Origin of the sequence: Kitasatospora sp. NPDC097643, from assembly GCF_040302625.1 — a bacterium.
Taxonomy (GTDB): Bacteria; Actinomycetota; Actinomycetes; order Streptomycetales; family Streptomycetaceae; genus Kitasatospora.
The window spans coordinates 43,100-61,289 of sequence record NZ_JBEOSA010000017.1; the positions used below are offsets into that span (position 1 = coordinate 43,100).

Genomic DNA, 18,190 nt, shown 5'->3' on the forward strand with positions numbered 1-18,190 from the left:
CGCCCGCGAGGGTGTGGTCGTTGTGCTCGTGGGCGGTGGCGGTGGCGTTCAGATTGGTCGCCGTGTCCGCGAGCCGCTGGCGCAGGTCGCCGAGCGGCTTGGACCAGCCGGTCCCCAACTGTCCGAGCCCGCCGGCGATCGATCAGCCGGTGAGCTGGCCGGACGCGGTGGTGCTGGTGTCGACGGCGTTCTGGACGGGGGTGGAGAGCTCCTCGCCCAGGGTCTTCGCGATGCCTGCGGATGCCCGCAGATCGCCTGGTTGGACAACTACCTTGTCGGGCCCGCCTTTGTCGGACACTGCTGCTTCCCCTCCCCGGAGTCGGACGCGCGCACTTCCGGCAGAAAGCTAACTGGGGCCTGTGCGCTCCGCATCCGTACAGATACTCAGATGGTATGAGTGCTACTGGCGATCGACTGGCGGTCGGCGGAAGCTGCCGGTTATGACCAAGCCGTCACTCGCGCCTCCCTGTCACCACTGACACCACCCGCTGCGGGCCGCATCGGAGAAAGACTGAGGGCGCTCACCCGAAGGTGAGCGCCCTCAACCGGATGTCGGCTGGTCATGGGCTCCTGGTTGGGGCTGCTGGACTACCGTTCGTCATTTGTCGCGGTTGAGGAGGCGGGCGGCGCCGCCGGCGATGGCGGTGGTGAGGATCCAGCCGGCGATGGTGAGGAGGAGGGCGATGGCCTTGGCGGTGTGGGCCGGGTCCCAGGCGGTGCGTTGGCCGAGGCTGAGGAAGGGGACGACGAGGTCGATGACGTAGAGGAGGGGGTCCCAGGAGGGGCCGCTGCCGGGGTTGACGGCGCGGGGTGCGCCGGTGACCTGGAAGTAGGCGGTGCCGGCTGCGAGGAGCAGGAGGAGCCAGTACAGGGCGCGGGAGGGACGGTAGCCGTAGCCGACGGTGATGCCCAGGAGGCGGCCCCAGATCCGGCCGGCCGGGCCGAGGGACTGGTAGCGCAGGCGTTCCTTGTGGATGACGACCTCGCGGGCGGCCTGTTCCTGACCGGAGCGGGTGTAGGCGGCGGCGACCTGGGCGTAGAGCGCGGGGGAGGGGTTCACCACGTGGGCGGCGAGCCAGGCGAGCCGGTCGGCGGCGGGGTGGTCGGCGGTGGGTTCCAGGGTGGTGAAGGTCGCGGCGGTCAGGTTGAGCGTGCACTGCTCGGGCCAGCGGGCGGGGTCGGCGACCAGGGTGCCGATCTCGGCAGAGGCGAGGTTGATCGCGCCGGTGGAGGCGGGGTCGAGGCGGAGGGCGACGCGGCGGGTGTGCACGTCCTCGAAGTCGGCGGCGCCGCCGTGGGTTTGGCCGAGACGTGCGTCGGTGAGGTCGAGGGCGCCGCCTATTCGGCTGCGGGAGAGCAGGAGTTCGCCGTGGGCCTGGAGCCCGTGGGCCCGCAGGCCGCCGTCGATCGTCATCTGCTTGCCCATCAGGGCGAAGTCGTCGGCGCCGCCGAGGAGGGTGGTGCGGCTGAGGTCGAGGCCGCCGGAGATGCGGGCGTCGTGGAGCCACAGATCGTCGGTGAGGGTGGCGTCGCGGATGCCCAGCCAGAGGCCGACCCGCAGGCCTTCGCCGTCGAGGCCGGGCAGGTGGGAGCCGTCCAGGTTCCACCAGGTGATCTCGGCGTAGTCGAGCAGGACTCGTTCGGCGAAGCCGCAGGAGCGGAGTTTGACGGGCACGCCGATGGTCGCCCCGGTGAGGTCGAGCCGGCCGGTGATGCGGGCGCCGACCAGGTCGAGACGGGGGACGTGCCCGGGTTCGGGGGCCGGTCCGTGCAGCAGGAGGTGGGTCAACGCCTCGGCGCGGACGGTGCGTTCGGCAGGCCAGGTGGCGGCGTGCGCCGGGTTGTCGGTCTGCGGATCGCCAGTCTGGAGGTCGGTGCGTTCGCCGCGCCGGTAGGCGTGCCAGAGGCGTTGTTCGGTGGCGGTCCAGGTGGGGGGTGGGTGTGCCGTCATGGCTGCCGGGGGCCTTCCTCGGGCGTTCGTTCGTCTTGGGGGATCGTCTGGGACGGACGTCTCGCGCGGTTGTGCTCAACCTGCCGTGTGCGGCGGGAGCGGGGGTGGCGGCCCTCAGCTCCGCCACCCCCGTTGGCTTCTCGGCACCGGCGCGGCCGTTCATTGAGCCAAACCCCACCTTGGGGTGAACCTCTGAACTCTGAACCTCAGAACGCCGCCGGTGGACGGAGCACGAGGTCGGCCACGGCGCCCCAGTGCTCGTCCGGTGCGGTGACGATCACCTGGCCGTCCTGGCCGGGGAGTTGGGGTAGTAGCGCGCTGCCGCAGCCGTGCGCGTGGTGGACGGTGACCGGGATGCGCAGCCCGTTCAGGCGGATGTCCCGGCTGATCCGGGTCGTGGCGAGGTCGGTGAAGACGAAGCTGCTCAGGTCGATCCGGTCCGAGTTGCCGAGGAAGTTCAGCAGCTCGCTCTCGGGCGTGGTGCAGGATCTGACGCGGAAGCTCTCCGGGAGCGGGCGGGAGGTCTGCACGCACGCGACGAACTCGCGCCCCTGGTGGTAGCGCACGTCCAGGTGGGAGAGGAAGCCGTCGGTGCCCTGGCGGCCCAGCAGGAAGAACCAGTCCGGCGGGGTGTTCCGGGCGGCGGCGATCGCCCGGCCGAACTCCTCGGCGGTCTCGCGGTCGGTGGGGATGTGGAAGTCGCGCGGGCTGGAGCTACGGAACACGGACGGTCCCCTCAACGGGTGCTCGGCTACCGGGCGTTGGTACGCCCCGCCCAGTAGACCACCGGCGAGGCCGGTTCAGCGTGATCTTGCGAGAACCCCGGCCGTTCACGGCCGGGAGGAATCGCATCCTGAGACCTGTAGCGCGGAGCGCCGCAGCGTCACTCCGTAAGGCTGGACGACTGTTGTCGGTAGCGGCTGTTACGGTGCCTGCCGTGAAGCTCGTTGAGCAGGTGAAGCTGCTGCCGGAGGCCGAGCAGGCCGCCGCGCTGCGCTCCACGCTGCTTGCGGTCAACGAGGCGGCGTGTTGGGTGTCGGGGGTGGCGTTCGAGCGCGGGGTGCCGCGTGAGTACGAGCTGCGCAAGCACACCTACACGGAGTTGAAGGCGCGGGGGCTGGGGGCGCAGGCCGCCCAGCACGTGATCAAGAAGACCCGTGACGCCTACACCACGCTGAAGGCCCACATCCGCGCCGGGCACCTCGGCAAGCCGGGGTCCAAGCGGCGCGTCAAGGCAGAGTCCAAGCCGATCAGGTTCCGTCCCGAGGCCGCGCAGCCGTATGACGACCGGTGCCTGTCCTGGCAGTTGGACCAGCGGACCGTCAGCATCTGGACCACGGCCGGGCGGCTCAAGGGCGTGCGCTTCGCGTGCTCACCGGACGCGCTCACGATGCTGCGCGAGCACCGCAAGGGCGAATCCGACCTGGTCGAGCGTGACGGCGCCTTCTACCTGCTCGCCACCTGCGAGGTTCCCGAGAAACCGCTCAACGAGAACCCGGCCGCCTTCATCGGCGTGGACCTCGGCATCGCCAACATCGCCACTACCAGCACCGGCTACCGGGCCGCCGGACGCGGCCTGAACCGGCACCGCAAACGACAGCTCGACCTGCGCCGCAAACTCCAGACCAAGGGCACCAAGTCCGCCAAGCGCCTCCTCAAGAAGCGCTCCCGCAAGGAGGCACGGCACTCCGCCAACGTCAACCACATCGTCGCCAAACAGATCGTCACCACCGCTGAACGCACCGGCTGCGGGATCGCCCTGGAAGACCTCACGGGGATCCGCAGCCGGGTACGGCACCGCAAGGACCAGCGGACCACTGTGCACTCGTGGAGCTACCACCAGCTCGTCACCTTCCTGGAGTACAAGGCGAAGCGGGCCGGGGTGCCCGTGGTGCACGTCGACCCGGCGTACACCAGCCAACAGTGCTCCCTGTGCCACCACATCGACCGGAAGAACCGCGTCGATCAAGCGACGTTCGCGTGCCGGTCCTGTGGGACCGTGCTGCACGCGGATGTCAACGCGTCCCGCAACATCGCCCGCAAGGGCGAGACCGCGTGGACCGCGGGGCGTGAGTCACGCGTCCCAGCCACCCCACAGGTGGCTCAGACGGAGGAGGCCACGCGGCAGCCAGCCGCGCCCTACCTCCACGCCTGGCCGCTTCGCGGCCGGGTCAAGTTGACTCGGCGGATTTCCGGGTGTTCACGGTCGCGTGGTCGCGGCAGCGGGCGAGGGCGGACCTGATGCGCGTGTCGGAGGGAGCGGAGGAGGAGAGGAGTTCCCCGGCGGCGATCAGGGCCGCCCAGTAGTGGTCCGGGTCGCCGGTGCCGGGGCGCGGGTGGGTGGCGGCGAGGGAGAGGTAGGCGGCGGTCAGGTTGCCGGTGACGAACCAGCGGGCCAGCCCGTGCTGGTGGCCGGCCCGGATGCCGCCCAGGGCGTCGATGGCGGAGAGGAAGTGGTCGACGATGACGAGGTCGCGCGCGTCCAGGGTCTTCGGGACGTCGAACACGCCTAGGGCTTCGAGGAGTTCACCGGTGTCGGCCTCGGTGCCCGGGCGGGGGTCGGCGAGGAGGGCGTCGAAGCAGTCCGCCAGACGGTGGTCGGCCTCGGGGGAGGGGATGCCGAGGGCGTGGCAGACGGCGCGGGCGGCGTCAACGGGCGGGTGGGAACGGCGGGCGAGGGTGGCGTAGGCCTCGGCGGGGGTGGCGCCGGTGTCGACCAGGTGCCGGGCGGTGAGGGCGAGTCGCATCGGGGAGCGCTTTCAGACGGCGGCGAGAACGGCCAGGGCGGGCGAGTGGGCGGGGGCGACCAGCGCCCAGACGAACTTGCCGATGCCGCCGGCTCGGGGGCAGCAACCCCAGCGTTCGGCAAGCTCGTTGACGAGGAAGAGGCCGCGCCCGTGCTCGTCCTCGGGGGAGGCGGTGCGGAGGGTGGGGCGTCCGCTGCCCGCGTCGTGGACTTCGAGGCGCAGGCGGGAGTTGGCGAGGGCGAAGCGGACTTCGATGAGGCGGTCGGCGGGGGCGTCGGAGTGCTGGACGGCGTTGGCGAAGAGCTCGCCGAGGAGGAGCTCGGCGATGTCGGAGTAGCGGTCGCCGGCGGGGAGGGCGGCGAGGTATGCGCGGAGGAGCTGGCGGGCGAGGGGCGTCGAGTCCGTACGGGAGTCGAGGCGGGCGGCGAAGGTGCGGGGGCGGGGGCGGTGGGTAGCGAGCATGGCGAAGTTCCTCGGGGGGCGGTTGGGGGAGCGCGAAAGGCGCGCGCAATCACGCTACGCATGCAAATGATTGCGTTCTGGTGTCAATCATCGAGGCTTCGGAGGTACGGTGACGCCAAATCGGCGTGTGGGACGTGCGGCGCACATCTGGGGGCAGCGATGGCACAGCGGAAGGCCAAGGGTGGGACCACGGCGAGCTCCGCGATCATGTTCGGCGAGGAGATGCGGTACGCCCGCGAGGCGGCGGGCTACACGCAGGAGGAGATGGGCAAGCTCCTGCACCGCGACCGAACGGTGATCTCGCGGACCGAGGGCGGCAAGCGCAAGCCGTCGATCGAGGAAGTCGAGGAGATCGAAGGGCTGTTGAACACGGGCGACCTGCTGAAGCGGCTGTACGGCCGGGTCGACTGGAACGCCTCGATCGAGCACCCGGACTGGTTCCAGGAGTATGTGGACCTGGAGGCCATCGTCGTCGGGATGCGGGTGTACCAGGACGGCGTGATGTACGGGTTGTTGCAGTGCTGGCAGTACGCGCGTGCGCTGTTCGCCGCTGGTGATTCGGCCGGCAATGCGGAGGAGATCGAGGAGCTGACCAGGGCTCGCCTCAGCCGGCAGAGCCGCTTTCTCGTGCCCGATGGGCCGCTGTTGCTGGTCATTCTCGATGAGAGCGCCATCCGCACGGTCGTGGGCGGACCCGGCGTGATGAGATGTCAGATGGAGCATCTCCTGGAGGTGGCCAAGCTTCGGAACGTCGTCCTTCACGTGGCGCCGTTTTCGAATCGGCGGACTGTCATCGACACGGATATGGTGTTGCTGGAGCTGCCGGACGGGCAGCGTTTGGTCTACTCGGAGAGCCTGGATCGAGGGCATCTGAGCGATGATTCCGCCAACGTGGCCAGGCATCAGCGTCGCTATGATCGGCTCCGTGGCGAATGCCTGTCAGAGGTCGACTCGCTTCGGCTGATCGCCGAGGCGTTGGAGGGTTTCAGAGATGATGAGCAACGAGCTCGCCGCAGCCGCCTGGCGGAAGAGCAGCTACAGCGGCACCAACGGCGGCAACTGCATCGAGGTAGCCCTCGGATTCCTCCCCGGCGCAGTCCCAGTGCGTGACTCCAAGGACCCGTGCGGCCCGGCCCTTGTCTTCTCCGCGTCGGCATGGGGCGCCTTCATCGACGCTGTGCAGGAGGGTGGCTTCCCGGTATGAACCTGATCTGGCGGAAGAGCAGCTACAGCGGCAACGACGGGGGCAACTGCATCGAGGTAGCCCTCGGATTCCTCCCCGGCGCAGTCCCAGTGCGTGACTCCAAGGACCCCGACGGCCCGACCCTCCTCTTCCCCGCCGCCTCCTGGGACTCCTTCCTCGCCGCCGTCCGTTCCGGCGAGCTCCCTTCCTGACCGATCAGCTTCCGCCGTATCCGAACAATTCCGATCGCTTCCGGTGCGGCGCTCGTGCTGTAGGTAACCGAACCGTTACGGTCGCTCACTGTGCGCACATGACCTGCTCGCATCGACCGAGGCGGTACCTCATGGCACAGAAACCCCGTATCGACGTCTCCCTCTCCCTGAAGGAGTCGCAGGCGACCGGCGCCGAACTCGCCGAGCTCGCCGAGTCGATCGCCCCCGGCGTCTGGTTCAACACCCCCCTCGGTGACCCCGAGGGCCCCGGCCGGAAGCCCGACGTCACCTGGGACCTGAGCGGCTCCCGCGCCAAGGGGCAGGCCGGCGTCTACTACGCCAACCCCGACAAGCGCCTGCGCCGTCCGTTCATCTTCGCGGACGGCTTCAGCTACGGACCCAGCAAGATCGCCCCGCTCTTCGAGTACTTCAACACCCCGTACGAGGAGGGCAAGCCCGGCTTCTTCGACCAGCTGCTCGCCCGCGGCATCGACGTCATCGTCCTCGGCTTCCGCGAGCGGCACACCCGCATCCAGGACAACGCCGAGGTGGCGATCCAGGCCATCACGCAGGCCATCGCCGAGCGCGTGACCGACGAGCGGCTGATCGTCGGCGGCGTCAGCATGGGCGGCATCGTCACCCGCTACGCGCTGGCCAAGATGGAAACCCAGCGCATGGACCACCAGACCAAGACGTACATCTCGTACGACTCCCCGCACAACGGGGCCTGGATCCCGCTGATCCTCCAGCAGCTCGCCTACTTCTTCGACGCCCTGGCCACGGAGAAGCCCTCCCAGGCCGACCTGATCAAGAGCCCCGCCGCCCAGCAGCTCCTGTGGGCGTGGGTGCCGGACTCCAAGTACTCCGGCGAGGTGGCCACTTCCAGCCCGCTGCGCAAGGAGTTCCTGGAGGACCTGGAGCGGGTCGGCAACTTCCCGCGCATCCCCCGCCTGCTCGGCGTCTCCAACGGCCGGGGCGACGGCGTTGGCCTGCCGCTCACGCCCGGCGAGGTGGCCTTCGACTGGCAGGCGATCGTGGCCAGCGCCACCGCCCGCATCCAGCCGGACAAGGGCGACCAGCAGCGGGTCGGCGGCATGCACGCCGTGACCCTGACCGGTACCGAGATCCGCCGCAGCACCACCACCGAGGTCCCGGCCCTGGACAGCGTTCCCGGCGGCACCCTGGACTCCTTCGGCCGGGTCGCCGACGTCCTGAAGGCGAAGATCCTGGACGACTACCGCAGCGGCACCTTCGTCCCGGCGGTCAGCGCTGCCGCGCTCATGTTCGACCCGGTGGCGTGGAACATCGACCCGACCGTCGACATCTCCACCCTCTCCCCGGAGGACTTCCACCTGGACGCGGTCGAGTTCGACAGCGCCAACACCGAGCACAGCCACGTCTCCGGCAAGCTGATCGACTGGATCGTCGAGCAGATCGCCTACTGACGCCTCCCACCTGGTTCGGAGCACCCCCGCGGATGCGCTAGAGTATTCCTCATCACCCAGATGCGCGGGTGGCGGAATAGGCAGACGCGCTGGATTCAGGTTCCAGTGCCCGAAAGGGCGTGGGGGTTCAACTCCCCCCTCGCGCACAGATGGATCGGGCCCTACCCAGGCAACTGGTTAGGGCCCGATTCTTTTTGTCGTCCCTTGATGTCCCGGCTGAATTCCCGTTGCTGACGGGTGGGCGCCCCGGCAAGGATCGTGGGCGTGTCCGAGACTGCACCCGGGGCCGCGCCCGAGGCCGAGGCCGCTGTGCCCCGGAGAGCCGAACTGAGGCCCTACCCGAAGGTCGCCGCGCGGGAGCGGCGTGCCGTGCACGGGAGCGGGGAGTGGGTCGCGACGGAGAAGGTGCACGGCGCGCACTTCGCGGCGGTGTGCGACGCGGCCGGGGCGGTGCGTCCGGCGAAGCGGCGTGAACTGCTCGACGGCGACGGGCTGGACGGCTTCTTCGGCGTCAGCCGGATCTGGCCGGTGCTGTCCGTGGCGGCGGGGCGGTTCGCCGCGCTCCTGCGCCGTACGTGGGGCGCCGGTGCCGTGGTGACGGTCTACGGCGAGCTGGCCGGCGGGTGCTACCCGCACCCGGACGTGCCGACGGTCGCCGGGGCGCATCCGGTGCAGACCAGTGTCTGGTACTCGCCGGGCCGGGAGTGGCTGGTGTTCGACGCGATGGTCGAGACGGCCGAGGGGCGGTGGTGGATCGCCGACCGCGCGCTGCGCGAGGCCGCGGGCACCGCCGGACTCATGTGCGTCCCGGTCCTCGGCTACGGCCCGCTGGTCAGGCTCCAGGAGCTGCCGGCCGAATTCCCCAGCCGCGTACCGGCCTTGTTCGGGCTGCCCGAGCTGGCCGGGCTGGCCGGGCTGGCCGGGCTGCCCGAGCGGGCCGAGCGGGCCGACAACCTCGCCGAGGGCTACGTGCTCAAGCCGGCCGGGGAGTGGAACGAGACCGAGCGCGGCCCGCGTCCCGTGGTGAAGGTGAAGCAGCCGGCCTTCGCGGAGGACGCGCGCTACGCGGGCGCCCGCCCGTACCTGCCGCCGCCGCAGGGCGCGGCCGGGGTGCCCGCCTGGCTGCTCGGGCAGGCGACCGTCCTGCTGACCCCCGCCCGCGCCGCTTCCGCCGTGAGCAAGCTCGGACCGGGGGCCTCCCCGGACACCGTGGCGGAGGAGATCGTCCAGGACGTGACGGACGAACTCGCCGAGGCCGTCGGCGGGCTGGACGACGACGTGCTGCACGCGCTGCGGCAGGCCCTCGGGCGCGGGGCGCTCTCCCTCGCGGGCTTCGACCTGGAGGACCGCTGGGCCGCGCGTCTCGCGCGGGAACCCCGGAAGCGCGGGTACCTCCGGGCCTCCGGGGTTGATAGAAAAGATCTTCGAAGAACTTCGTCGGCGGATGTCGAGGACCCGCTCCCCGCTCCGACCGAAGGGTGACAGCGCGCCGAAAGGGGCGCGCGGGACCGAGGGGACACCCGGAATGAAGTACGTCGCGATGATCTACGGCAACCAGGCCAAGTGGGACTCCTTCCCCGCCGAGGCGTGGCCCGAGGCGATCGCCAAGCAGGAGGCGTTCAACACCAGGTACCGCGAGACCGGCGAACTGCTCGGCGCGTACGGGCTCGCCGACGCGGCCGCCGCCCAGCTGGTGCGCCGGTCCGGGGGCGGCGTGCCGGTCGTCACCGACGGGCCGTACCTGGAGACCAAGGAGTACCTGGCCAGCTTCTACCTGCTGGACTGCGAGAGCCTGGAACGCGCCCAGCAGATCGCCGCCGACATGCCGTTCGCCGACGCCGAGCCGGTCGAACTGTGGCCGATCCTGCACGAGTCGCCGTCCCCGGCGCCGGCGGACGTGTGAGCGAGGGGCCGACCCGCGTCGAGGACCTGCTGCGTGAACTGGCGCCGCAGGTCCTCGGCGCGCTCGTGCGCCGCCACGGCGCGACCGCCTTCGACGCGTGCGAGGACGCGGTACAGGAGGCTCTGCTCGCCGCCGCCCTCCAGTGGCCCGCGGACGGGGGGCCGGAGAACCCGCGCGGCTGGCTGGTCACCGTCGCCGCCCGCAGACTCGTCGACCAGGTGCGCAGCGAATCGGCGCGCCGGCGGCGCGAGGAGGCGCTCGCCCTCGCCACCCCGCAGTCCGCACTGCTCGCGCCCGCTGCGGACACGGTCGCGCTCGCGGGTGGGGGCTTGGGTGCGGGCGCGGGCGCACCGGAGCACGACGACTCCCTGACGTTGCTCTTCCTCTGCTGTCACCCCGCGCTGTCCACACCCAGCCGGATCGCGCTCACCCTGCGCGCCGTCGGCGGGCTCACCACCGCCCAGATCGCCGCCGCGTTCCTCGTCCCCGAGGCGACGATGGCGCAGCGGATCAGCCGCGCCAAGCAGACGATCAAGGGGCTGGCGCTGCCGGAGCCGGGGTCGAGCGTCGCGCAGCGGCTGGCCGAGGTGCGGCACGTGCTCTACCTGATCTTCAACGAGGGCTACACCGCCAGCGGGGGCGAGGAGTTGACCGCGCCGCAGCTGTCGGCCGAGGCCATCCGGCTCACCCGGCTGCTGCTGCGCCTGACCGCCGGAGGCGACGGGGCGGGCACCAGGAGCCTCCCGGACGCCGAGACCGCCGGGTTGCTCGCCCTGATGCTGCTGACCGACGCCCGCCGCCCCGCCCGCACCGGGTCGCACGGCGAACTCGTCCCGCTCGCCGACCAGGACCGCAGCCGTTGGCACCGCGAACTCCTCGACGAGGGCCTGGAGTTGATCAGCCGGACCCTGCCGCTCGGGCGCCCCGGCCCGTACCAGGTGCAGGCCGCGATCGCCGCCGTCCACGGCGAGGCCGACCACCCGGACACCACCGACTGGCCGCAGATCCTCGCCCTCTACGACCTGCTGCTGCGCTTCGACGACAACCCGATGGTCGCCCTCAACCGCGCCGTCGCCGCCGCCATGGTCCACGGCCCGGCCGCCGGACTCGACCTGGTGGCGGAACTCGCCGCCGACAAGCGGCTCGCCCGGCACCACCGGCTGCTCGCCGTCCGGGCCCATCTGCTGGAACTGCACGGTGAGTTGGACGAGGCGGCGGCCACCTACCGGGCCGCCGCCGCCCGTACGGCCAGCGCACCGGAACGGCGGCACCTGGCGGGCCGCGCGCAGAAGTTGTCGGAGGAGCGGGGGATGGGGATAGGGATGGGGATGCGGATGACGGACTGGAACGAGCGGGTGGTGGCCGCCCCGGACGGGGCGCGGGTGTCCTACCGGGACTGGGGCGGGCCGGGCACACCGGTCGTCCTGCTGCACGGCCTGGCCGGACACGCCGGCGAATGGGACGTCGTCGCACGGGAGTTGCGAGCGTCCGGATGCCGCGTCGTCGCCCTCGACCAGCGCGGTCACGGCGCGAGTGAACGCCACCCGGACGACGTCACACGGGCCGCGTACGTGGCCGATGTGGCGGCGGTCGTCCGGGAGTTGGGCTTGGTCCGGCCCGTCCTGGTCGGCCAGTCCATGGGCGGCAACACCGCGCTGCTCACCGCCGCCGCCCATCCCGACCTGGTCCGCGCCCTGGTCCTGGTCGAGGCCGGAGCGGGCGGCTCGGACCCGGACGCCCCGGCGCGGATCGGCGGCTGGCTGCGCGCCTGGCCGGTGCCGTTCCCCACCCGGGAGGCGGCGGCCGAGTACCTCGGCGGCGGACCGGTCGGGGCGGGCTGGGCGGCCGGACTGGAACGCCGCCCGGACGGCTGGTGGCCGCGTTTCGACCCGGACGTGCTGGAGGCGTCGCTGGCCGTGGACGCCGGGCGCGGCTACTGGGGCGAGTGGGCGGGCCTGGACTGCCCGACCCTGGTCGTGCTGGCCCAGAACGGCATCATCCCGGCAGCCGACGTCGACCGCATGCTGGCCGACCGGCCGGAGACGGTCGCGACGAGCGTGTGCGGGACGGGGCACGACCTGCACCTGGAACGGCCGCAGGTGCTGCTCGGGCTGGTGACCGGGTTCCTGGCGGCGCTCCCGGCGGGCGTCGGCTGAGCGCGTGCGCGGGCGGGCTGGCTGGTGGGCTCTTACCGGCCCGCCGGCCCACGTTCGCTGCGGTCAGCTGCTGCGGTCAGCCGGGGAACACGCTGTCGTACACGGTCGCCAGCCGGGCCCGGTCGCTGTTCCGGTTGACGGGTGGCTGCGGGGCCACGGCCCTCCTCGACGGCCGCGAGGTCCCGCAGGACGAGTCGACCGGGCCCGCGCCAGTGCTCGTGGGTGAGGGCGAGTGGGGTGGCGAGGGTGTCGTCCGGCCAGACGAACCCCGGTATCCCGCCGGGGACCAGTGGGGACCAACTTGCCAGCCAGCGGCCGAGATCGGCGTGCGTGCGGACCCGCGTGGCGATCCGTGCCCGCCCGGCCGGGGCTCCGGTCGGCTCGGCACGCAGGATGCTGGTGTCGAACTCCCGCTCCGGCGGCTTCGCGATCACCACGTGGGGTCGGTCGATCGTCTCGCCGCCGGAGGTCCGTATGTGCAGGGCGCCGACGCCCGCCGCCGCGAGCCGGTCGGCCAGACCCGCCGGGTCGAGCCCCGTGCCGATCACCTCCGGGTAGTCCCCGGGGCCGGGCCCCCACAGCCGGTAGCCCGCCGGCTGTGGGCCGACCAGCTGCTCGTCCACCCAGGACAGCCAGTCGGCCATCGGACCGTCCCCGGCCCGCCACTCCAGTGGATCCCGCACGGCGCTTCCCTCCTGCTGGCCCTGGTCCGGGCTCTGGTTTCGGGCCCGGCCCGGGCCGAGTGTAGGGATCCGCCGGGTGGCTGGACCAGGCCTGTCCGGGGCCGGTGGGAGGTCGTGCCGCGGGGTGTGGCTCAGGCGAGGGAGTCGAGCCAGGTGCGCAGGCGGTCGCCCTCACGGGTCATCACCTCGGGGTCGCGCAGGGCGTTGGCGAGCAGGGACATGCCCTGGTAGCCGGCGACCAGGGTGACGGCGTGGCCGTCGGGGTCGGGGACGCCGAGCGCCCGGAACTGCTGGGCCGCCCAGTCGAGGAGGCCGCGGATCACCTGGGCGGCGGTCTCGTCGAGCCCGCCGGGGTCGCGCTTGTCCAGCTCGACGGTGAGGGTGCCGGTGGGGCAGCCGTAGCGGGCGGCGGTCTCGCGCTGGGAGACCCACGCGTCGACCAGGCCCTTGAGGCGGGCGCGCGGGTCGGGGTCGCGTTCGAGCTCGGCGGTGAGCGCGGCGAGGTGCGCGGTGTGCTCGGCGAGGGCGGCCTCGACGAGCTCGTCCTTGGTCTTGAAGTAGTAGTACACGTTGCCGACCGGCACGCCGGCGGCCTGGGCGATGTCGGCGATCGCGGTGCGTTCGACGCCCTTCTCGTGCAGGACCTGCGCTGCCGCCGCGGTCAGCCGGCGGCGCTTGGCGGCCGCGGTGGCGGCCCGGGTGGAGCCCTTCGCGGGCTGTTCCGTCTCTGAGTCAGTCACCCAACTAAGTGTAGACAGTCGAGCCTCCGGGGCGCTACGGTCATGTCCGGCCGCTCAAGTGAGTCAGCCAACTAACTCAGAAATGAACGGGGAGGACCATCATGATCGTCGTCACTGGTGCCACCGGAAACGTCGGCCGGACGCTCGTGCAGCTGCTCGTCGAGGCGGGCGAGCAGGTCACCGCGCTGTCGCGCCGCACCCCGGAGGCCACGGACGCCGCCCTGCCGGCCGGCGTCCGTCACGTCGCCGCCGACCTCGCCGACCCGAACGCCGTACGGCCCGCCCTGGAGGGCGCCGACGCGCTGTTCCTGCTCGTGGCCGGCGAGGACCCGCACGGACTGCTCAAGCAGGCGAAGGACGCGGGCGTCCGCCGGGTCGTCCTGCTCTCCTCCCAGGGCGTCGGCACCCGGCCGGACACCTATCTGCACGCGGCGGGCTTCGAAGCCGCCGTCGCCGCAAGCGGGTTGGAGTGGACCGTGCTGCGCTCCGGCGGCATGGCCTCCAACGCCTTCGCCTGGATCGCACCGATCCGCGCCCACCGGGTGGCCGCCGCACCGTTCGGGGAGGTCGGGCTGCCGTTCGTCGACCCCGCGGACGTCGCCGCCGTCGCGGCCACCGTGCTCCGCGAGGACGGCCACCACGGCGCCACCTACGTCCTGACCGGACCGGCGGCCACCACCCCGCGCGAACGGGCCGCCGCCATCGCCGAGGCCATCGGCGAGCCGGTCGAATTCCACGAGCAGACCCCCGAGGAGGCCCGGGCACAACTGTCCGAGGTGATGCCCCCGGCCGTCGTCGAGGGCACCCTGGCCATCCTCGGCACCCCCACCCCCGAGGAGCAGCAGCCCACCCCGGACATCGACCGCATCCTCGGCCGCCCCGCCCACCCCTTCACCACCTGGGCCCACCGCAACGCCCCCGCCTTCCGCTGACCGCGGGGCCCGCGGGGGTGGCGGGGGCGGTGCCCCGCGGGGGTGGCGCGCAGGAAGTCGGCCCGCCCGACTTCCTGGCGGGCCCGCGTGGCTCGGGCCCGCGTGGCTCGGGCTCGCCTGGGCTCACCGCAGCGCCCCGCCTTCCGGTGGGCGCGGGGCCCGCGGTGCGACTGTGCGCCGTAGATGGCCAGAGTTTTCACGCCACTTGGCCACTGGCCCTGGCCACTGGCTCTGACCGGAGCGAACTCCTTGGGAACCGCAGACCCGTCGGTGCCGCAGTGCCATGGCCGGTCCGGCCTCGGTCGATGTCCCGACCGTGTACCGCGCTCCGCGGAGGCGCGCAGACCGGAAGCAGGGACGAAGCCGACTTCCTGGTGCTGCGCGCCGAGGCGTGACGGGTTGTCCGCTGCACGGGGCCCGCGTGGGTGGGAGAGAGCGGTTGCGGTCAGCCTCCGTGCGCGGTGAGTGTGTAGCCTTCGGGGCCCTCGAAGGAGAACATCGGCCCGAACGGGCTGTCAGCCAGGGGGGTCAGGATCCTGACTCCCGCGGTGGTGAGCCGGTCGCGGAGCTGGTGGGCGTCCGCGGTCCGGAACCAGAGCACCACGCCCAGACCGGGCCGTGCGGTGTCGGCGAGGTTGACGCCCGGGAGGAGCGCGCGGACGGCGAACGGGGTCGGCTTGGTGTCGAACACGACCGCGTGGGGCGGCGAGACGGCGGCCCGGCGCAGGCCCAGGTGCTGCTCACAGAAGGTCGCTGCTGCTTGCACGTCGCGCACTTGCAGGGCAACGAAGTCGGGGCCGTCGATGGTGGCAGTCATGGGTATTCCTCGATCCTCGATGTCAGAACTTTGACATAGCGGAGACTAGGATCCCGAGAAACCCATGTCAAAATGCTGACATGATGGAGAGCCCGCCGGCTGAGCCGCGCCACCCCGCCAAGGACGTCACCCAACACGTGGGTTACCTGCTCAAGCGCGCCCAGGCCGCCCTGCGCAACGCCATGGACAAGGTCCTGCGCGAGCACGGACTGACCGTGCCGCAGTACGCCACTCTCGAACTCCTGGCCCAGCACCCCGGCATGTCCAACGCCGACCTCGCCCGCGCGACCTTCGTCACCCGGCAGTCCGGAAACGTCGTCCTGCGGGGCTTGCAGGAAGCGGGACTGATCACGCGCCCCGCCACCGCCGACCACGGCCGAGCCCGGCCCGCCCACCTCACCGAGGAAGGCCATGCGCGCCTGGCTGCGGTCCAAGCCGCCGTCTACGCCATCGAAGAGCGCGCGGTGGAGGCGATCCCGCCACAGCGCATGGCCGCGCTGCTCGCTGACCTCGACTGCATCGCGGCAGCCCTGGAGAAGTGATCCGGGCTCCCCGACTTTCTGCGTCGTGCCCGCTCCGCTCCCTCGCCCGCCTGGGCCCGCGGGGGCGCCCTCGCCTTCTGCTGGGTGCCGGGCCTCGCGCCGCCGCACAGGAAGTCGGCCGGTCCGACTTCCTGCGCTGCTGCTGGATGGCTCGCCGGCTCAAGAGGGCATTGCGAGAGGTAAATATCTAGACCGGTCTATAGATTTTCTCCCGGCAGGGCGGGGCTCGCACGGGAAGTCGACCAGGCCGACTTCCTGTGTGCGCAGCTGCGGGAAATGTAGACCGGTCTACATATTTTGCTGAGGGGGTTGGCGGGCCGACGAGGGTGGGGGCCGCCAGCGGGGGTGGTTAGCGGAGGAGTGGGATGGGGCCCAGTTCGTGGATCTCGGGTGGGTGGGGGCCGCCGGCGGGGAGTTCGAAGAGGGCTCCGCTGCGGACGCCCTCGACCGTTCGTACTCGGCGCCATCCGCGTGAGCGGTAGTAGGCGTGCAGATCGGTGTTGTCGGTCCAGGCGTTGAGCCGGAGCAGTTCGGTGCCGGCCTCGGCGGCGCGCCAGGCGAGCCAGTCGGTCAGGCGGGCGCCGATGCCCTGGCCGGCGTGGCGGCGGTCGACGGTGAAGCGACTCAGGTAGCGGGCCGGGCGGGCGCGTTCGGTCGCCGTCCACAGCCGGGTGCCGCCGGTGGGCCGGTCCGTCACGGTGGCCGCCGGCTCGCCGTCCGGTTCCAGCAGCGCCACCACCGTGGCCCCGTGCCGGATCCAGAGCAGGCCGCGCGCGGCGTCGTACGGGTCGGACCACTGCCGCGATCCGTGTGCGTGCGCGAGCCAGGTCGCGGCACCGGCCCGGAGGGCGGCCAGGTGGTCCAGGTCGTCCGGTACCGCCGTCCGGAGGTACAGCGGGCGGGGTTCCGGGCCGGGTGGCGGTGCGCTCAGCACGGGGTGAAGGCGAAGCAGGCCCGTACGGCGTCGACGAGTTGGCGTCCGCGCGGGGTGAGCGTGCGCCCGTCGGGTGTGGTCAGCGAGTAGCGGGCGACGAGCCGGGCGAGCGGCACGTCCGGCTGCAACACCGTACCGACGGAAGGGAGTTGGAGCAGGACGCAGTCGTCAGGTCCGCACTCCAACAGGCCGTGGCCCGGGCCGCAGTGGTGCAGCTCGTCGTCCTTGAGCCGGTGCAGGCCGCCGACGGGCGCGGCGGTGACGCGGACCGCCCCGCCGGTGTGCCGGATCACCAACTGGCTGGCGTCGGAGGGGTCGAGGCGCGGTTCGGCGCGGGTGGTGTGGCCGTGGCGTTCGAGGACGTGGCGCAGTGCGCCGGGCAGGGCGTCCTCGGCGAGTTCGAGTTCCCCGAGGAGCCAGGTCGAGCCCTGCATGCGGCAGTTGAGTTCCAGCAGCAGCGGCCGGTCGCCGTCCAGGACGAAGTCCGCGCCGAACAGCCCGCGGTAGCCGAGCTCGGCCAGGCCGGCGCCGAGCCGCGCCACGGTGTCGCCGGCGCGGGTGAGCGCGCGGCCCGGGAGTTGGCCGGGGGCGCCGAAGTCGCAGCCGGAGTAGGTGCCGAAGGGTGCGCCGATGCCGTCGACCCGGGTCAGCTGGACGGAGGTGCGCAGGACGCTGACCGTGCCGTCCGCCGAGACCAGCCCGTGCACGTTGAGCGGAGTGCCGTCGATGTACTCGCTGACCAGCCACGGTCCGGCGGCGGAGCGGAGCGGGCGCAGGTCGTCCTCGCAGGTGACGAGGTGGGTGCCGTGCCCGCCCGCCCCCTGGGGCGACTGCACCACGTAGACCTCGCCGAACAGGTGCCGCAGCGTCCGGTGCTCCAGGTTCTCCAGGCTCCCCAGGACGGCGTCGCGCGGTGCGGCCGCGCCGATGGAGCGGAACCAGGAGCGCTGGGCGACCTTGTTGGACAGGATCGGCGCGGTCGTCTGCGGGTGTGGCTCCACGAGCCGGGTGCCGAGGTCGTCGAGGGCGTCGCGCCAGTGCGGTTGCAGGGACTGGTAGGGCATGAGGGTGAGTTCGCGTCCGCGCCAGGCCGGGCCGCGGGAGGGTGCGGGGGCGTGGCACAGCACCTGGTGGATCCCCGCGGAGGTGCCCGTGTGGTCCCGGGCCCCGGTGAGCGACTCCAGGGCGTGGAAGTCGGTGCCGAACTCGTCGGCCCAGCCCGCGTCGGCGGCTTCGAGGCTGAGGACCGTCGTGAGGAGGCCGGCCCGCAGCAGCGGCAGGACGAACAGCGGGCGGGGGCAGACGGAGAGACCGGACGTGGTCCGCAGACGGTCGATCGCTTCGTCATAGGAGGTGATCACCACGTGATTATGGGGACGGTCGACCGGGGCTCAGGGCCCGTGCGGCCTCGCGGGGGCGACTCGCCCAGCCTGCGCGGGTCGCGGGCCCGGCCGCCGTCACTCGTGAGGATGAAGAGCCCGTG

Annotated in this window: 19 protein-coding genes, 1 tRNA gene and 2 pseudogenes; 12 read left to right on the top strand and 10 right to left on the bottom strand. The window is 72.1% G+C overall.

Annotated features, from left to right (window positions below):
* Positions 1-142: 142 nt before the first annotated feature.
* From ABTY15_RS14105 to ABTY15_RS14115, 3 genes are all read right to left on the bottom strand, one after another.
* Positions 143-298, bottom strand: coding sequence for a hypothetical protein (locus ABTY15_RS14105; RefSeq protein WP_350581831.1), 156 nt, complete (start codon positions 296-298; stop codon positions 143-145).
* Between the two features lie 300 nt (positions 299-598).
* Positions 599-1,951, bottom strand: a complete 1,353-nt coding sequence (locus ABTY15_RS14110) for a hypothetical protein (RefSeq protein ID WP_350581839.1) — start codon at positions 1,949-1,951, stop codon at positions 599-601.
* A 206-nt stretch (positions 1,952-2,157) separates the two neighbouring features.
* Positions 2,158-2,676, bottom strand: a complete 519-nt coding sequence (locus tag ABTY15_RS14115; RefSeq protein WP_350581842.1) for a hypothetical protein — start codon at positions 2,674-2,676, stop codon at positions 2,158-2,160.
* A gap of 212 nt (positions 2,677-2,888) precedes the next feature.
* Between ABTY15_RS14115 and ABTY15_RS14120 the strand changes: the two genes are divergently transcribed.
* The gene (locus ABTY15_RS14120; protein WP_350581845.1) at positions 2,889-4,193 is read left to right on the top strand and encodes an RNA-guided endonuclease InsQ/TnpB family protein; all 1,305 of its coding nucleotides are present in this window, start codon (positions 2,889-2,891) and stop codon (positions 4,191-4,193) included.
* Here the strand turns inward: ABTY15_RS14120 and ABTY15_RS14125 are convergent.
* Together ABTY15_RS14125 and ABTY15_RS14130 are read right to left on the bottom strand one after the other, a co-directional pair.
* On the bottom strand, positions 4,123-4,698 hold the full coding sequence (locus ABTY15_RS14125; protein WP_350581851.1) for a hypothetical protein: 576 nt from the start codon (positions 4,696-4,698) through the stop codon (positions 4,123-4,125). The genes ABTY15_RS14120 and ABTY15_RS14125 overlap by 71 nt on opposite strands.
* Positions 4,699-4,710: 12 nt before the next feature.
* Positions 4,711-5,160 carry an ATP-binding protein gene (locus ABTY15_RS14130; RefSeq protein ID WP_350581864.1) on the bottom strand — a complete coding sequence of 150 codons (450 nt, stop codon included), beginning with the start codon at positions 5,158-5,160 and terminating at the stop codon, positions 4,711-4,713.
* Between the two features lie 159 nt (positions 5,161-5,319).
* On the opposite strand from ABTY15_RS14130, the gene ABTY15_RS14135 reads away from it, so the two are divergent.
* The 9 genes and pseudogenes from ABTY15_RS14135 to ABTY15_RS14175 form a co-directional block, all read left to right on the top strand.
* Entirely contained in the window at positions 5,320-6,270 is a 951-nt protein-coding gene (locus ABTY15_RS14135) for a helix-turn-helix domain-containing protein (RefSeq protein ID WP_350581878.1), read from the top strand.
* Positions 6,224-6,364, top strand: a complete 141-nt coding sequence (locus ABTY15_RS14140; protein WP_350582103.1) for a DUF397 domain-containing protein — start codon at positions 6,224-6,226, stop codon at positions 6,362-6,364. The genes ABTY15_RS14135 and ABTY15_RS14140 overlap by 47 nt, the downstream gene beginning before the upstream one ends.
* Positions 6,361-6,555, top strand: coding sequence for a DUF397 domain-containing protein (locus ABTY15_RS14145; RefSeq protein WP_350581881.1), 195 nt, complete (start codon positions 6,361-6,363; stop codon positions 6,553-6,555). The genes ABTY15_RS14140 and ABTY15_RS14145 overlap by 4 nt, the downstream gene beginning before the upstream one ends.
* A gap of 131 nt (positions 6,556-6,686) precedes the next feature.
* Complete coding sequence (locus ABTY15_RS14150; RefSeq protein WP_350581883.1) at positions 6,687-8,000, top strand: lipase family protein; 1,314 nt, start codon at positions 6,687-6,689, stop codon at positions 7,998-8,000.
* Between the two features lie 62 nt (positions 8,001-8,062).
* Positions 8,063-8,146: transfer RNA gene (locus ABTY15_RS14155), tRNA-Leu, on the top strand.
* A gap of 118 nt (positions 8,147-8,264) precedes the next feature.
* Entirely contained in the window at positions 8,265-9,482 is a 1,218-nt protein-coding gene (locus ABTY15_RS14160; RefSeq protein ID WP_350581884.1) for an RNA ligase family protein, read from the top strand.
* Positions 9,483-9,525: 43 nt separating this feature from the next.
* The gene (locus tag ABTY15_RS14165; RefSeq protein ID WP_350581888.1) at positions 9,526-9,903 is read left to right on the top strand and encodes a YciI family protein; all 378 of its coding nucleotides are present in this window, start codon (positions 9,526-9,528) and stop codon (positions 9,901-9,903) included.
* A pseudogene (locus ABTY15_RS14170) lies at positions 9,900-11,198 on the top strand (RNA polymerase sigma factor); the annotation flags it as partial. The gene ABTY15_RS14165 and the pseudogene ABTY15_RS14170, both read left to right, overlap by 4 nt.
* Positions 11,199-11,378: 180 nt before the next feature.
* Positions 11,379-12,059, top strand: a pseudogene (locus tag ABTY15_RS14175) (alpha/beta fold hydrolase); the annotation flags it as partial.
* A 32-nt stretch (positions 12,060-12,091) separates the two neighbouring features.
* Here ABTY15_RS14175 and ABTY15_RS14180 read toward each other — a convergent pair.
* Together ABTY15_RS14180 and ABTY15_RS14185 are read right to left on the bottom strand one after the other, a co-directional pair.
* Positions 12,092-12,742, bottom strand: a complete 651-nt coding sequence (locus ABTY15_RS14180; protein ID WP_350581891.1) for a hypothetical protein — start codon at positions 12,740-12,742, stop codon at positions 12,092-12,094.
* 131 nt (positions 12,743-12,873) lie between these two features.
* Positions 12,874-13,482 carry a TetR/AcrR family transcriptional regulator gene (locus ABTY15_RS14185; protein WP_350581895.1) on the bottom strand — a complete coding sequence of 203 codons (609 nt, stop codon included), beginning with the start codon at positions 13,480-13,482 and terminating at the stop codon, positions 12,874-12,876.
* A 101-nt stretch (positions 13,483-13,583) separates the two neighbouring features.
* Between ABTY15_RS14185 and ABTY15_RS14190 the strand changes: the two genes are divergently transcribed.
* On the top strand, positions 13,584-14,414 hold the full coding sequence (locus ABTY15_RS14190) for an SDR family oxidoreductase (RefSeq protein ID WP_350581901.1): 831 nt from the start codon (positions 13,584-13,586) through the stop codon (positions 14,412-14,414).
* A gap of 445 nt (positions 14,415-14,859) precedes the next feature.
* On the opposite strand, the gene ABTY15_RS14195 is transcribed toward ABTY15_RS14190, so the two are convergent.
* On the bottom strand, positions 14,860-15,231 hold the full coding sequence (locus tag ABTY15_RS14195) for a VOC family protein (RefSeq protein WP_350581903.1): 372 nt from the start codon (positions 15,229-15,231) through the stop codon (positions 14,860-14,862).
* 80 nt (positions 15,232-15,311) lie between these two features.
* On the opposite strand from ABTY15_RS14195, the gene ABTY15_RS14200 reads away from it, so the two are divergent.
* The gene (locus ABTY15_RS14200; RefSeq protein WP_350581922.1) at positions 15,312-15,773 is read left to right on the top strand and encodes a MarR family winged helix-turn-helix transcriptional regulator; all 462 of its coding nucleotides are present in this window, start codon (positions 15,312-15,314) and stop codon (positions 15,771-15,773) included.
* A gap of 349 nt (positions 15,774-16,122) precedes the next feature.
* Here the strand turns inward: ABTY15_RS14200 and ABTY15_RS14205 are convergent, their stop codons facing one another.
* Entirely contained in the window at positions 16,123-16,707 is a 585-nt protein-coding gene (locus ABTY15_RS14205) for a GNAT family N-acetyltransferase (protein WP_350581924.1), read from the bottom strand.
* Positions 16,701-18,068 carry an ATP-grasp domain-containing protein gene (locus tag ABTY15_RS14210; protein ID WP_350581928.1) on the bottom strand — a complete coding sequence of 456 codons (1,368 nt, stop codon included), beginning with the start codon at positions 18,066-18,068 and terminating at the stop codon, positions 16,701-16,703. The genes ABTY15_RS14205 and ABTY15_RS14210 overlap by 7 nt, the downstream gene beginning before the upstream one ends.
* Positions 18,069-18,190 lie beyond the last annotated feature (122 nt).

Excerpts from the sequence above, each read along its gene's own strand:
- ABTY15_RS14145 (WP_350581881.1), top strand. The coding sequence starts at position 6,361 with ATGAACCTGATCTGGCGGAAGAGCAGCTACAGCGGCAACGACGGGGGC.
- ABTY15_RS14135 (WP_350581878.1), top strand. The coding sequence starts at position 5,320 with ATGGCACAGCGGAAGGCCAAGGGTGGGACCACGGCGAGCTCCGCGATC.
- ABTY15_RS14165 (WP_350581888.1), top strand. The coding sequence starts at position 9,526 with ATGAAGTACGTCGCGATGATCTACGGCAACCAGGCCAAGTGGGACTCC.
- ABTY15_RS14195 (WP_350581903.1), bottom strand. The coding sequence starts at position 15,231 with ATGACTGCCACCATCGACGGCCCCGACTTCGTTGCCCTGCAAGTGCGC.
- ABTY15_RS14150 (WP_350581883.1), top strand. The coding sequence starts at position 6,687 with ATGGCACAGAAACCCCGTATCGACGTCTCCCTCTCCCTGAAGGAGTCG.
- ABTY15_RS14190 (WP_350581901.1), top strand. The coding sequence starts at position 13,584 with ATGATCGTCGTCACTGGTGCCACCGGAAACGTCGGCCGGACGCTCGTG.
- ABTY15_RS14125 (WP_350581851.1), bottom strand. The coding sequence starts at position 4,698 with ATGCGACTCGCCCTCACCGCCCGGCACCTGGTCGACACCGGCGCCACC.
- ABTY15_RS14110 (WP_350581839.1), bottom strand. The coding sequence starts at position 1,951 with ATGACGGCACACCCACCCCCCACCTGGACCGCCACCGAACAACGCCTC.
- ABTY15_RS14130 (WP_350581864.1), bottom strand. The coding sequence starts at position 5,160 with ATGCTCGCTACCCACCGCCCCCGCCCCCGCACCTTCGCCGCCCGCCTC.
- ABTY15_RS14200 (WP_350581922.1), top strand. The coding sequence starts at position 15,312 with ATGATGGAGAGCCCGCCGGCTGAGCCGCGCCACCCCGCCAAGGACGTC.